At 58.8% G+C, this 13133-nt stretch carries 11 protein-coding genes; 6 read left to right on the top strand and 5 right to left on the bottom strand.

Translation table 11 applies throughout. The features are described from left to right. Positions 1-49: 49 nt before the first annotated feature. Positions 50-2275, bottom strand: a complete 2226-nt coding sequence (locus AC4LE2_RS12055; RefSeq protein WP_491825986.1) for an NADP-dependent isocitrate dehydrogenase — start codon at positions 2273-2275, stop codon at positions 50-52. Between the two features lie 373 nt (positions 2276-2648). After that, positions 2649-2900: a cold shock domain-containing protein CspD gene (gene cspD, locus AC4LE2_RS12050; RefSeq protein ID WP_491825985.1), complete on the bottom strand. Its 252-nt coding sequence runs from the start codon at positions 2898-2900 to the stop codon at positions 2649-2651. 224 nt (positions 2901-3124) lie between these two features. On the opposite strand from cspD, the gene clpS reads away from it, so the two are divergent. Both clpS and clpA read left to right on the top strand, forming a co-directional pair. Beyond that, positions 3125-3532 carry an ATP-dependent Clp protease adapter ClpS gene (clpS, locus tag AC4LE2_RS12045; RefSeq protein ID WP_491828121.1) on the top strand — a complete coding sequence of 136 codons (408 nt, stop codon included), beginning with the start codon at positions 3125-3127 and terminating at the stop codon, positions 3530-3532. 31 nt (positions 3533-3563) lie between these two features. After that, a complete protein-coding gene (clpA, locus tag AC4LE2_RS12040) occupies positions 3564-5834 on the top strand; it encodes an ATP-dependent Clp protease ATP-binding subunit ClpA (protein ID WP_491825984.1) in 2271 nt (756 codons plus the stop codon). Between the two features lie 94 nt (positions 5835-5928). On the opposite strand, the gene infA is transcribed toward clpA, so the two are convergent. The 3 genes from infA to aat all read right to left on the bottom strand — a co-directional run bounded on the left by infA (position 5929) and on the right by aat (position 7689). Next, a complete protein-coding gene (gene infA / locus AC4LE2_RS12035; RefSeq protein WP_003405083.1) occupies positions 5929-6147 on the bottom strand; it encodes a translation initiation factor IF-1 in 219 nt (72 codons plus the stop codon). A gap of 98 nt (positions 6148-6245) precedes the next feature. After that, a complete protein-coding gene (locus AC4LE2_RS12030) occupies positions 6246-6953 on the bottom strand; it encodes an arginyltransferase (RefSeq protein ID WP_491825983.1) in 708 nt (235 codons plus the stop codon). A gap of 55 nt (positions 6954-7008) precedes the next feature. Then, the gene (aat, locus tag AC4LE2_RS12025) at positions 7009-7689 is read right to left on the bottom strand and encodes a leucyl/phenylalanyl-tRNA--protein transferase (protein ID WP_491825982.1); all 681 of its coding nucleotides are present in this window, start codon (positions 7687-7689) and stop codon (positions 7009-7011) included. 421 nt (positions 7690-8110) lie between these two features. Here aat and AC4LE2_RS12020 point away from each other — a divergent pair, with 421 nt between their 5' ends. From AC4LE2_RS12020 to crcB, 4 genes are read left to right on the top strand one after another with little or no spacing between them, the layout of a single operon-like run. Beyond that, a complete protein-coding gene (locus tag AC4LE2_RS12020) occupies positions 8111-10738 on the top strand; it encodes a DNA translocase FtsK (protein WP_491825981.1) in 2628 nt (875 codons plus the stop codon). A 50-nt stretch (positions 10739-10788) separates the two neighbouring features. Beyond that, positions 10789-11412, top strand: coding sequence for an outer membrane lipoprotein periplasmic chaperone LolA (gene lolA, locus AC4LE2_RS12015; RefSeq protein ID WP_491825980.1), 624 nt, complete (start codon positions 10789-10791; stop codon positions 11410-11412). A 15-nt stretch (positions 11413-11427) separates the two neighbouring features. Continuing rightward, entirely contained in the window at positions 11428-12753 is a 1326-nt protein-coding gene (locus tag AC4LE2_RS12010) for a replication-associated recombination protein A (RefSeq protein WP_491825979.1), read from the top strand. Continuing rightward, positions 12750-13124, top strand: a complete 375-nt coding sequence (gene crcB, locus AC4LE2_RS12005; protein WP_491825978.1) for a fluoride efflux transporter CrcB — start codon at positions 12750-12752, stop codon at positions 13122-13124. The genes AC4LE2_RS12010 and crcB overlap by 4 nt, the downstream gene beginning before the upstream one ends. Positions 13125-13133 lie beyond the last annotated feature (9 nt).

The following is a 13133-nucleotide window of genomic DNA, read 5'->3' as shown; positions in this document are numbered from 1 at the left end:
GAGTATCCCGGTCAGAAAGAAAAACCCCGGCCGGAGCCGGGGTCTTGGGTCACTTCAGCGAAGCGATCGCTTCGTTGAGCGTAGTGCTGGGGCGCATGGCCTCGCTGGCAAGGCTTGCCGTCGCGAAGTAGTAACCGCCGATATCCACCGGCTTGCCTTGAGCGCCGTTAAGCTCCGCAACGATAGTTGCCTCCTGCTCGGTTAACGTCTTGGCCAGCGGCTTGAAACGTGCCTGCAGATCAGCGTCCGCAGTTTGCTCGGCCAGCGCCTGAGCCCAGTAGGTGGCCAGGTAATAGTGGCTGCCACGGTTGTCGATACCGCCTACCTTGCGCGAAGGCGACTTGTTGGTGTCCAGGAACTTGCCCGTTGCCTGGTCCAGCGTGTCTGCAAGCACTTGCGCCTTGCTGTTCTGGGTGGTAGTGGCCAAGTGCTCTAGTGAGGCGGCAAGGGCCAGGAACTCACCCAGTGAATCCCACCGCAGGAAGCCTTCTTCGTTGAACTGCTGCACATGCTTGGGTGCAGAGCCGCCCGCGCCGGTTTCGAACAGGCCGCCGCCGTTCATCAGCGGTACGATGGACAGCATCTTGGCGCTGGTGCCCAGCTCCATGATAGGGAACAGGTCGGTGAGGTAGTCGCGTAGTACGTTGCCAGTCACCGAAATGGTGTCCTGACCTGCACGGGTGCGTTTCAACGAAAACTTCATGGCGTCCACGGGCGACAGTATCTGAATATCCAGGCCCTTGGTGTCGTGCTCCTTGAGGTAGCGCTGCACCTTTTCAATCAGTGCAGCGTCATGGGCGCGCGCTTGATCCAGCCAGAAGATCGCTGGCGTGGCGCTGGCGCGAGCACGGTTGACGGCAAGCTTTACCCAGTCGCGAATCGGCGCGTCCTTGGTCTGGCACATGCGGAAGATGTCGCCTGCCTCTACCGGCTGCTCCATCAGCACCTTGCCATTGGCCGCCAGTACGCGTACCACGCCGGCGGCTTGCACCTGGAAGGTTTTATCATGCGAGCCGTATTCTTCAGCCTTCTGGGCCATCAGCCCTACGTTCGGCACGCTACCCATGGTGGTAGGGTCAAAAGCGCCATTGCGCTTGCAGTCTTCGATAACTGCCTGGTAGATGGTTGCGTAGCAGCGGTCCGGAATGACCGCCTTGGCGTCTTGCAGTTGGCCTTCGGCGTTCCACATCTTGCCTGAATCACGGATCATCGCTGGCATCGAGGCGTCGACGATTACGTCGCTTGGTACATGCAGGTTGGTGATGCCCTTGTCGGAATTTACCATTGCTACCGCAGCACGCACGCCATATACCGCCTGGACGTCAGCCTCGATCTGGGCTTGCGTGTCCGCTGGTAGCGACTTGATGCGGGCGTAGAGGTCGCCGATGCCGTTGCTGCTATTGAAGCCCACTTGGGCCAATGCATCGGCGTGCTTGGTCAGTACGCTCTGGTAGTACTCTTCGACGAACTGCCCGAACATGATCGGGTCCGAGACCTTCATCATGGTGGCCTTGAGGTGTACTGAGAACAGCACGCCCTGTGCCTTGGCGTCTTCAATCTGAGCCGCTACGAAGGCGCGCAATGCCTTACGGTTCATCACGGCGCTGTCGATGATCTCGCCAGCATTTACTTTAGTTTTTTCCTTCAGCACGGTGGTGGTGCCGTCGTCCCCGGCCAATTCGATACTCACAGTGTCGTCAGCGTCGATTACCAGCGCTTTTTCGGTGCCGTAGAAGTCACCCTGTTCCATATGCGCTACATGCGCTTTGGAGTCGTTCGCCCAGGCGCCCATCTTGTGCGGGTGCTTGCGTGCATAGTTTTTCACCGACAAGGGTGCCCGGCGGTCGGAGTTACCTTCGCGCAATACCGGATTAACGGCGCTGCCTTTGATCTTGTCGTAGCGAGCGCGAGTGTCTTTGTCCTGATCGCTGTCACCCGTATCGGGGTAATCCGGCACATCAAAGCCCTTGGCCTGCAATTCCTTGATCGCTGCCTTGAGCTGGGGAATGGACGCGCTGATGTTGGGCAGCTTGATGATGTTGGCCTGCGGCGTCGTCGCCAGCTCGCCTAACTCGCCCAAGTCATCCGCAACGGCTTTGTCGCCCAGGCGCTCCGAAAACGCGGCCAGAATACGGCCAGCCAGGGAGATGTCGCGGGTTTCGACACTGATGTCAGCGGTCTTGGTGAACGCTTCGACAATAGGCAGGAGGGAATAGGTGGCGAGGGCAGGGGCTTCGTCGGTGAAGGTATAGATGATCTTGGATCGGGTGGGCATGTCGGGTTAACTCTCTGTTTTGCTGAGCATGCTAAGCATCTCGTTATACGGGATAGCGCTCCGGCGCTTGCCGCGTACAGCGCTCGCGACGGGCGTCGAGAAGCCTTGCGGTGATGTTGGGTGCATCAGTCGAGCGTCAAACGGCCGGGCCAAGGTGCAGGCCCGAACAGGTTCACACGTGCCGCGGGCGCCCCTGTGTGAAGGGGAACGCCGCCATGACCAGTGGTCACGCAACCGAGTATATCAAACCCATGGAAAGGCGCACCTAGGTCGGCGTGATACAAAACAAAGAGGCTTGGATGGGCGGGAGAAGGTGGGTAGTAGGGCTGGTTGCCATGGTGAGAGGCAACCAGTCATCAGTCGAGACGCGGCGTCAGGCAGTAGAGGTTAAAGACGCTGGGGTGGTGACGGTCGCCGTTTCGGTTACCGCTGAAATGTCGATGGCATGCAGGCCTTTAGGCCCTTGAATAATATTGAATTTGACAGGTTGCCCAGCCTTGAGCGTTTTGTATCCGTCCATGGTTATAGCGGAGAAATGGGCGAAAAGATCTTCCGATTTTCCGTCCTCAATGATAAATCCGTAGCCCTTGGCATTGTTGAACCACTTGACTTTACCGCTTTGCATGCTCATATCCCTCTGCAAAGGACCCCATCTCTGGAGTATTATCCACCAGGCCCACACGTCGGCCGAAAATTTTATTTGACTGTGCGGACCTTTCCTCCCCAATCTGGGTTCTACTGTTTGTAACACCGTTTTGCCGATAGTCAAGGTCATGCGGCGGCCGAGTCACAATCTGTCCACACGTCTCACCACTACCTTCAAATCGCTCAACGATGATCACTTCCGAAATGCATGCGACCAATCACATTCGTCTAACCTTCAAGCAAGATCGGCACGGCCTGTATGGGTACGGCCATCACAGGCTAGGTCCTGACAGCCCCGACCCTCTGGAAGATGATGCTTCCGGCGTAGCGGTGGAAGCGTCACGGCCCTCGCTACAGGCACCGCCGATGTACAAGGTGGTGTTATTCAATGACGACTACACCCCGATGGATTTCGTGGTGGAAATCCTGGAGCTGTTTTTCAACCTGAACCGCGAGCTGGCAACGAAAGTAATGCTGGCGGTCCACACGGAAGGGCGCGCAGTCTGCGGGCTCTACACCAGGGACATCGCGGAAACGAAAGCAATGCAGGTGAACCAGTACGCCAGGGAAAGCCAGCATCCGCTACTCTGTGAAATCGAGAAGGACGGTTGAAATCCGGCCACTTGGGTTATGAGGTGAAGCTATGTTAAACCGCGAGCTCGAAGTCACCCTGAATCTGGCCTTCAAGGAGGCTCGTTCAAAGCGTCATGAATTTATGACCGTCGAGCATCTCTTGCTGGCCCTTTTGGACAATGAAGCTGCCGCCACGGTATTGCGTGCGTGCGGCGCCAACCTTGACAAGCTCAAGCATGATCTGCAGGAGTTCATTGATTCCACGACGCCCCTTATCCCGGTGCATGACGAAGATCGCGAGACTCAACCGACGTTAGGGTTCCAGCGTGTGTTGCAGCGCGCCGTCTTCCATGTGCAAAGCTCGGGCAAGCGTGAAGTGACCGGTGCCAATGTCCTGGTCGCCATTTTCAGCGAGCAAGAAAGCCAGGCGGTGTTCCTGCTCAAGCAGCAGAGCGTTGCGCGTATTGATGTCGTCAACTACATCGCTCACGGCATCTCCAAGGTGCCTGGTCATGGTGAGCATTCCGAAGGAGAGCAGGAAATGCAGGACGATGAGGGCGGTGAGTCTTCTTCTTCCAGCAACCCGCTGGACGCGTATGCCAGCAACCTGAACGAGTTGGCGCGTCAGGGGCGCATTGACCCGTTGGTGGGGCGCGAGAGCGAGGTTGAGCGCGTTGCGCAGATCCTCGCCCGCCGTCGCAAGAACAACCCGTTGCTGGTCGGCGAAGCTGGCGTGGGCAAAACGGCTATTGCCGAAGGCCTTGCCAAGCGAATCGTGGATAACCAGGTGCCTGACCTGCTCGCGAGCAGCGTTGTGTATTCGCTTGACCTCGGTGCCTTGCTGGCCGGTACCAAGTACCGTGGTGACTTCGAAAAACGCTTCAAGGCGTTGCTAGGTGAGCTGCGCAAGCGCCCTCAAGCCATATTGTTCATCGATGAGATTCACACCATCATTGGTGCGGGCGCAGCGTCGGGTGGGGTAATGGATGCATCCAACCTGCTTAAGCCGCTGCTCTCATCGGGCGAAATTCGCTGCATTGGTTCTACCACCTTCCAGGAATTCCGCGGCATTTTCGAGAAGGACCGGGCCTTGGCCAGGCGCTTCCAGAAAGTAGATGTCTCCGAGCCTTCCGTAGAAGACACCATCGGTATCCTGCGAGGTTTGAAGAACCGCTTCGAGCAGCACCACAGCATCGAGTACAGCGATGAAGCGTTGCGTGCGGCCGCTGAGTTGGCCTCTCGGTATATCAATGACCGGCATATGCCAGACAAGGCCATTGACGTGATTGACGAGGCAGGGGCTTACCAGCGCCTGCAGCCGGTCGAAGCGCGCGTTAAACGCATCGAGGTGCCCCAGGTAGAGGACATCATCGCCAAGATCGCGCGTATTCCCCCAAAACACGTGAGCAGCTCCGACAAAGAATTGCTGCGTAATTTGGAGCGTGACCTCAAGCTCACAGTGTTCGGTCAGGATGCTGCGATCGATTCGCTGTCCACGGCTATTAAGCTGTCGCGTGCAGGCCTCAAGGCACCCGACAAACCTGTAGGGTCGTTCCTGTTCGCAGGCCCTACCGGTGTCGGTAAAACGGAAGCGGCTCGCCAGTTGGCCAAGGCCTTAGGCATCGAGTTGGTGCGCTTTGATATGTCCGAGTACATGGAGCGTCATACGGTCTCTCGTTTGATTGGTGCCCCTCCAGGGTATGTGGGCTTCGACCAGGGTGGTTTGCTGACCGAGGCCATTACCAAGCAACCTCACTGCGTGTTGTTGCTCGATGAAATCGAGAAGGCCCACCCGGAAGTCTTCAACCTGCTGCTGCAGGTCATGGACCACGGTACCTTGACCGACAACAACGGGCGCAAGGCTGACTTCCGTAACGTCATTCTGATCATGACCACTAACGCAGGTGCAGAAACGGCTTCGCGCGCCTCCATTGGCTTCACGCACCAGGATCACTCGTCTGATGCGATGGAGGTGATCAAGAAGAGCTTCACGCCTGAGTTCCGTAACCGCCTGGACACCATCATCCAGTTTGGTCGGCTCACGCACGAGGTCATCAAGAGTGTTGTCGACAAGTTCCTTACCGAACTTCAGGCTCAGCTCGAAGACAAGCGCGTACTGCTGGAAGTTACAGATGCGGCGCGCAGCTGGCTTGCGGCAAGCGGCTACGATGCCCAGATGGGCGCGCGACCGATGGCCAGGCTTATTCAGGACAAGATCAAGCGGCCGTTGGCTGAAGAGATCCTGTTCGGTGAGCTGGCTGAGCACGGGGGGGTGGTGCACATCGACATCAAGGATGGCGAGATGACCTTCGACTTCGAAACCACGGCCGAAATGGCGTAAAAAAGCACCGGCGGGGACACCTCGCCGTTGTGTGGGTGTACTCCAGAAACGAAAAGCCCGGCTTTTATTGCCGGGCTTTTTCGTTGCCGTGCCGTTAGCGAGCGCGGTAGGTAATGCGACCTTTGCTCAGGTCATAGGGCGTTAGCTCAACGCGGACCTTATCGCCAGTCAGGATGCGGATGTAATTCTTGCGCATTTTTCCAGAGATATGCGCGGTAACGACGTGCCCGTTTTCCAACTCCACACGGAACATGGTGTTAGGCAGGGTGTCGGCGACAGTGCCTTCCATTTCGAAGCTGTCTTCTTTCGACATGCAGTAAAGCCCTCGGTATCCAGTAAGTGGCCCGGTGCAACTGCGCCAGGCAAAAGCGGCGCATATTGTGCCCGAAAAACAGACCGCGCGCCAAGCACTCAGTTCAGCCCGACCCACCGTTGATTGATCAACAGCTCGATAGGGCGGTATTGCGTCTTGTAACTCATTTTCTGGCAGTTCTTGATCCAGTAGCCCAGATAGACTGCAGCGAGCCCTAGCCGTACAGCTTCACCTATCTGCCACAGAATAGCGAATCGGCCCAGGCTGCGCCTTTCTTCTTCGGGCTCGTAAAAGGTATAGACCGCTGACAGACCGTTAGGCAGAAGGTCGGTTACTGCCACAGCCAGCAGACGCGACCCGGCACGAAACTCATAGAACGTAGAGAAGGGCAGGTCCCGCACCAGGAAGGCTGAGAATTGCTCGCGGCTGGGCGGGTACATGTCGCCGTCCGAATGACGTTGTTCGATGTACCGACGGTATAGGTCGAAATACTCATCGGTATAACGTGGTTGCGCGGCCACTACGGTGATGTCTGCGTTGCGCTTGAAGATGCGTTGATGCTGGCGGCGAGGCTCGAAGCGCTCGGCTGGAATCCGCGCAGGTACGCAGGCGCTGCAACGCTGGCAGTGAGGGCGATAAAGGTGATCGCCACTGCGGCGAAAGCCCAGCTCTGAAAGGTCGGCGTAGATGCCCACGTCCATGGGCTGGCTCGGGTCCAGAAAAAGTGTTGTTGCTTGTTGGTCCGGCAAGTAGCTGCAGGCGTGAGGTTGAGTGGCATAAAACTTCAAGCGCGCCAGCTCGGTCATGATCAGCCCTCGATCGAAACGTACACCTGAGTGTATGTCAGGCAGCGCACCTCGCCTAGTCAGCCCATCGGGCGCTGTTAGATTGATCCAGGTACTGCTCCAGGTACTGAGCAAAGGCTGCGCGGCTGATCTCCCTGGCTCCCAGGCTATGAAGGTGCGACGTGTGCATCTGGCAGTCGATCAGTACGAAGCCGTGCTGCTCCAGGTACTGCACAAGTGTCGCGAAGGCCACCTTGGAGGCATCGGTTGCCCGGCTGAACATCGATTCGCCAAAGAACAGCCGACCCATGGCAATGCCGTATAAGCCGCCCACCAGCTCAGTTCCTTGCCACGCTTCCACGCTGTGCGCCACACCTTGCTGGTGGAGCGCGATGTAGGCTTGTTCAATGGCCGGCGTGATCCAGGTGCCTTCAGCATAGGCGCGCGGCGCAGCACAGGCGCGAATAACAGCAGCGAAGTCTTGGTTCAGCGTCACCGTGAACCGCCCTTGGCGCATGACCTTGCGCAGGCTGCGCGAAAGGTCAAGCTCTGCAGGCTTGAGCACCATGCGAGGGTCGGGCGACCACCACAGAATCGGCTGGCCCTTTTCGTACCAGGGGAAGCACCCATGGCGGTACGCTGCCACCAGCCGGTCTACGGTCAGGTCGCCGCCTACGGCAAGCAGCCCGTTGGGTTCGCGCAGGGCACGTTCCAGGGGCGGGAAGGTGAGGTCGTCGCGGGTTAGCCAAGTGAGCATGGTGAAGGCCGCAGTACCAGAGTGAAGAGGGGAGGGCAGTATTGCGCCGGTGTCGGCCAGCGTCGAGGCCTATGCGCAGGTAATTATCCACTAGGCCGCTCTACGCGGTTCGTTCCAAGCCGTTGAGCTTCGCATGTCAGGCGCGCGCCATGGAATCCATGAAGCTTCGAGCAGGAAGCTAAAATATTCACTTAACCCTTTGTCAGCGTTCATAAAACATGGTGAAATCAGGCCCATTTCCGTGCTGCCTGACCTGAAGGGCCGAAACAAGGCAGCCATCGCTTGCGGTGTTCGTAGTGGCAGGATGCCACCCTATGACACCCATACTGTAAATCCGTACAATGGTCGGCCATGAACGGAACCGGCCGCGATACAGTTTTTTTAGCCCTGATCGCGCGCACCGCGCAGGAAAGAATGCGTTTTGAAGAAGTCCACTGTTAAACCCGTCCCCGTGCCCCTTTGGCGGCAACAGATGCACTACCGTCTCAAGGAAGGCGCGCTCATTGCTGTGGCAGCGCTGTGCCTGTACCTCTGGATGGCCTTGCTCAGCTACGACCAGGGCGACCCTGGCTGGAGCCACACCGGCACCAGTGTCGGTCAGGTGCAGAACGCCGCAGGCCGCGCAGGCGCCTATGCCGCCGATATCCTTTTCATGGTGCTGGGCTACTTTGCCTACATCTTCCCGTTGTTGCTGGGCGTGAAGGCCTGGCAAATCTTCCGCGAGCGCCATCAGGCCTGGCAGTGGAGCGGCTGGCTGTTTTCCTGGCGCCTGATCGGCCTGGTGTTTCTGGTGCTGTCCGGCGCGGCGCTGGCGCACTTGCATTTTCACTCAGGCAATAGCCTACCGGCTTCCTCTGGAGGGGCCTTGGGCGAAAGCCTTGGGGACCTCGCCCGTAATGCACTGAACGTCCAGGGCAGCACGCTCATGTTCATTGCTTTGTTCCTGTTCGGCCTCACCGTGTTCACCGACCTGTCTTGGTTCACCGTGATGGACATGACGGGCAAAATCACCCTTGATCTCATTGAGCTTGTGACGGGCGCCGCGAGCCGTTGGTGGTCTGCACGCACCGAACAGCGCAAGCTGGTGGCCAGGTTACGGCCTGAACCACCTGTGCGGGCCCCTGAGGAGCCATCAGGGCGTCGCGAAGGCCGTGCCGAGCCACGGCTAGAGCCTATGGCCGACATCAAGCCTGCGGCGCCTGTGATTCACGCTGCGCCGGTGGTTGAGCCGCGCCCCGTCACACCCGTAGCGCCCCTGGCACCGAGGGCTCGTGTACCTGTCTCTGAAGCTGCGCTGCGCATGCCGTGGGATGACGAGGAAGACGTATTGGAGAGTTTCACGGCGACCGATCACCAGCCAGTGCTGGAAGCGCCGCGGGTAGTGCCTGCGCCAGCTGCTCAAATAAGTGCGCCTGTCATGCCGCCCATCATCGCGCCTTACGCACAACCGCCCGCCGTTGCAGCGCCTACGCCCAAGGCAGAACCGATACGCCGGCCCTTCCCTGAAAAGCCTCAGCCGCCTCAGCCGCCTCAGGTGGACGCAGCGCTCGAAGGCACGATTCCGCCGCTATCGATCCTGGACCCCGTGCAGAAGAAGCAAGTGCAGTATTCGCCGGAGTCCTTGGCAGGCGTAGGGCAACTGCTGGAAATCAAGCTAAAGGAGTTTGGCGTAGAGGTCACCGTGGACTCGATCCACCCAGGCCCGGTGATTACGCGTTATGAAATCCAGCCCGCTGCTGGCGTGAAGGTGAGCCGCATCTCCAACTTGGCCAAAGACCTGGCTCGCTCTATCGCGGTCACTAGCGTGCGCGTCGTGGAAGTGATCCCCGGCAAAACGACCGTGGGCATCGAGATTCCCAATGAAGATCGGCAAATCGTCCGCTTCTCCGAGGTGTTGTCCACGCCGCAGTATGACGATGCGCAGTCCCCTGTCACGCTTGCCCTCGGTCACGACATCGGCGGCAAGCCGGTAATTACCGACCTGGCCAAGATGCCCCACTTGCTGGTGGCAGGTACCACGGGCTCCGGTAAGTCCGTGGGTGTAAACGCAATGATCCTGTCCATCCTGTTCAAGTCGACGCCTCAAGACGCCCGGCTGATCATGATCGACCCCAAGATGCTCGAACTGTCCATCTACGAAGGCATTCCGCACCTGTTGTGCCCTGTGGTCACCGACATGAAAGACGCCGCCAATGCGCTGCGTTGGAGCGTGGCCGAGATGGAGCGCCGCTATAAGCTTATGGCGGCCATGGGGGTGCGTAACCTGGCCGGTTTCAACCGCAAGGTGAAGGACGCCGAAGAGGCGGGCCACCCATTGGGCGACCCGCTGTACCGCCGAGAAAGCATGGAAGACGAAGCGCCACTGCTCAAAACCCTTCCTACCATCGTGGTGGTGGTGGATGAGTTTGCCGACATGATGATGATCGTTGGCAAAAAGGTAGAAGAGCTTATCGCACGTATCGCCCAGAAGGCGCGTGCGGCGGGCATTCACTTGATTCTCGCGACCCAGCGCCCTTCGGTGGACGTGATCACGGGCCTTATCAAGGCAAACATCCCTACGCGCATGGCCTTCCAGGTGTCTAGCAAGATAGATTCGCGCACCATCATCGACCAGGGTGGCGCCGAGCAGTTGCTGGGGCATGGTGACATGCTCTATATGCCCCCTGGCACTAGCCTGCCGATCCGCGTTCACGGTGCCTTCGTCTCCGACGATGAGGTTCACCGCGTGGTAGAGGCGTGGAAGATGCGTGGCACCCCCGATTACAACGACGATATCCTCAACGGTATCGAAGAGGCCGGCTCAAGCGGGTTCGAGGGCTCAGGTGGGGGGGACGGTGACGACAGCGAAAGCGACGCGCTCTATGATGAAGCGGTTGCGTTCGTACTCGAAAGCCGTCGGGCATCGATTTCGTCTGTTCAGCGCAAACTGAAGATTGGTTACAACCGTGCCGCTCGCATGATCGAGGCCATGGAAATGGCCGGTGTGGTTACGCCCATGAACACTAACGGCAGCCGCGATGTGATCGCCCCGGGGCCGACGCGCGACTGACTTCCCGGCACCTACGGGTGCCGGTTCGCCTACCTGACAAGAGGATTACCATGCGCCTGATTCGCATGCTGTTGGTGTCTGCCCTGGCCCTGGCCAGCGTTTCTGCTACGGCGGATGACCACGCCGTCAAGTCTCTTACCCAGCTGTTAGAAAAGTCCCAGACCCTAACCGGTCGTTTTTCCCAGCTCACATTGGATGGCGGCGGCACGCAGTTGCAAGAGACCAGTGGGGAAATGGCCCTACAACGCCCTGGCCTGTTCAATTGGCACACCGATGCGCCTCAAGAGCAGTTGATGGTATCGGATGGCAAAAAGGTATCGCTGTGGGACCCTGACCTTGAGCAGGTAACTATCAAGACCTTGGATCAACGGCTAACCCAAACCCCGGCGCTGCTGCTATCCGGCGACGTCTCCAAAATAAGCCAAAGTTTTGATATCACCTCCAAAGAGGCAGGGGATGTTGTGGATTTCGTCCTCAAGCCTAAAACCAAAGACACCCTATTCGACTCCCTGCGGTTGTCGTTCCGCCGTGGGCTCATCAACGACATGCAGTTGATCGACGGCGTAGGCCAGCGTACCAATATCCTGTTCATGGGGGTCAGGGCTAACGAGCCGGTGCCTGCTAGCAAGTTCACGTTCGTCATCCCCAAGGGTGCCGACGTGATCCAGGAATAGGGCAGCCCCGCCTCGATGGACCTCTTTAGCTCGCCGCCACCGGCCCAGCCCTTGGCGGCGCGATTGCGTGCCAGCACCCTGGATGAGTATGTGGGGCAGCAACACCTGTTGGCGCCTGGCAAGCCGCTCAGAGAAGCATTGGAGCAGGGTGCATTGCACTCGATGATTTTCTGGGGGCCACCGGGGGTGGGCAAAACCACCCTCGCACGCTTGCTGGCCAAAGTGTCCGACGCTCACTTTGAAACGGTCTCTGCCGTGCTGGCTGGAGTAAAGGACATTCGTCAGGCCGTCGATATTGCTCGCCAGCAAGCGGCTCAATATGGCCGTCGTACCCTGTTGTTCGTAGATGAGGTGCATCGCTTCAACAAGTCCCAGCAGGACGCCTTCCTGCCCTATGTGGAAGATGGCACGCTTATTTTCGTAGGCGCCACGACCGAAAACCCATCTTTCGAGCTCAATAATGCCCTGCTTTCAAGGGCGCGGGTTTACGTCCTCCAAAGCCTGGACGAAGCGGCGATGCGTCAGTTGGCGCACCGTGCTCTCACCGAGCCCAAGGGGCTTGGGGATCGAAAGCTCACCCTGGCCGAAGAGGCGTTCGCGCTGCTGATGGCCGCTGCCGATGGCGACGGCCGTCGTTTCCTGAACCTGCTGGAAAACGCTTCTGACTTGGTAGAAGACGGCGACACCATCGATCAGGCTCTGCTGCAGGGTTTGCTGGGCGATAGCCTGCGGCGGTTCGACAAGGGCGGCGAAGCCTTCTACGACCAGATTTCAGCGCTGCACAAATCCGTAAGAGGTTCCAGCCCCGATGGGGCGCTCTACTGGTTTGCACGCATGATCGACGGCGGCTGCGACCCACTGTATATCGCCCGTCGCGTGGTAAGGATGGCCAGTGAAGACATCGGTAATGCCGACCCCCGTGCGCTGGGTTTGTGCCTGGCGGCCTGGGATGTTCAGGAGCGCCTCGGCAGCCCTGAAGGGGAGCTTGCCGTAGCACAGGCGATTGTCTACCTGGCCTGTGCGCCCAAGAGCAACGCGGTGTATACCGCTTTCAAGGCGGCCAGGGCGGACGCAGCCGGCCTTGGCTCCCAAGAGGTGCCACTACATCTGCGTAACGCGCCTACCAAACTGATGAAGCAACTGGGTTATGGCGAGCATTACCGCTACGCCCATGACGAGCCCGATGCGTACGCCGCAGGCGAGGACTACTTCCCTGAAGGCATGACGCCGCGGCATTATTATCAGCCCGTGCCCCGTGGCCTCGAACTGAAGATAGGCGAAAAACTTCGGCACCTCGCCGAACGGGATCGCGCGAGCCCCTTGCAGCGGAGAAAACCATGATCCAAAGCGTTGTTTCAGTAGCCCTGTTCGGGATCGCCGGTGGGCTATTACGCTTTGTGACGGGTGCCTGGGTATCGGCACACTATCCGCGGCATTTCTTTCTGGCCACCTTGGCGGTTAACATCGCCGGGTGCCTGATCATCGGCGCCTTGTACGGTGCCTTTCTGGCTCGCCCCGAGGCACCGCTTTACCTGAAGGCCGGTTTATTGGTGGGGTTCGTAGGTGGCCTGACCACCTTTTCCTCTTTTTCCCTCGACACACTACGCTTGCTGGAAGGTGGTCAAGCCCCGCTGGCCATCGGTTATGCCGCCGCGAGTGTGTTCGGCGGCCTGCTCGCTACCTGGGCCGGCCTGTACCTGACAAAAATCTGATCAACGAGA

It is taken from the genome of Pseudomonas sp. 9.3L (assembly GCF_058536285.1).
This window is presented reverse-complemented; position numbering and strand designations above follow the sequence as displayed.

What these genes read in the sequence shown, in the direction of transcription:
- AC4LE2_RS12055 (WP_491825986.1), bottom strand. Translation starts at nt 2,275, where the DNA reads ATGCCCACCCGATCCAAGATCATCTATACCTTCACCGACGAAGCCCCT.
- cspD (WP_491825985.1), bottom strand. Translation starts at nt 2,900, where the DNA reads ATGCAAAGCGGTAAAGTCAAGTGGTTCAACAATGCCAAGGGCTACGGA.
- clpS (WP_491828121.1), top strand. Translation starts at nt 3,125, where the DNA reads ATGCATGCGACCAATCACATTCGTCTAACCTTCAAGCAAGATCGGCAC.
- clpA (WP_491825984.1), top strand. Translation starts at nt 3,564, where the DNA reads ATGTTAAACCGCGAGCTCGAAGTCACCCTGAATCTGGCCTTCAAGGAG.
- infA (WP_003405083.1), bottom strand. Translation starts at nt 6,147, where the DNA reads ATGTCGAAAGAAGACAGCTTCGAAATGGAAGGCACTGTCGCCGACACC.
- AC4LE2_RS12030 (WP_491825983.1), bottom strand. Translation starts at nt 6,953, where the DNA reads ATGACCGAGCTGGCGCGCTTGAAGTTTTATGCCACTCAACCTCACGCC.
- aat (WP_491825982.1), bottom strand. Translation starts at nt 7,689, where the DNA reads ATGCTCACTTGGCTAACCCGCGACGACCTCACCTTCCCGCCCCTGGAA.
- lolA (WP_491825980.1), top strand. Translation starts at nt 10,789, where the DNA reads ATGCGCCTGATTCGCATGCTGTTGGTGTCTGCCCTGGCCCTGGCCAGC.
- AC4LE2_RS12010 (WP_491825979.1), top strand. Translation starts at nt 11,428, where the DNA reads ATGGACCTCTTTAGCTCGCCGCCACCGGCCCAGCCCTTGGCGGCGCGA.
- crcB (WP_491825978.1), top strand. Translation starts at nt 12,750, where the DNA reads ATGATCCAAAGCGTTGTTTCAGTAGCCCTGTTCGGGATCGCCGGTGGG.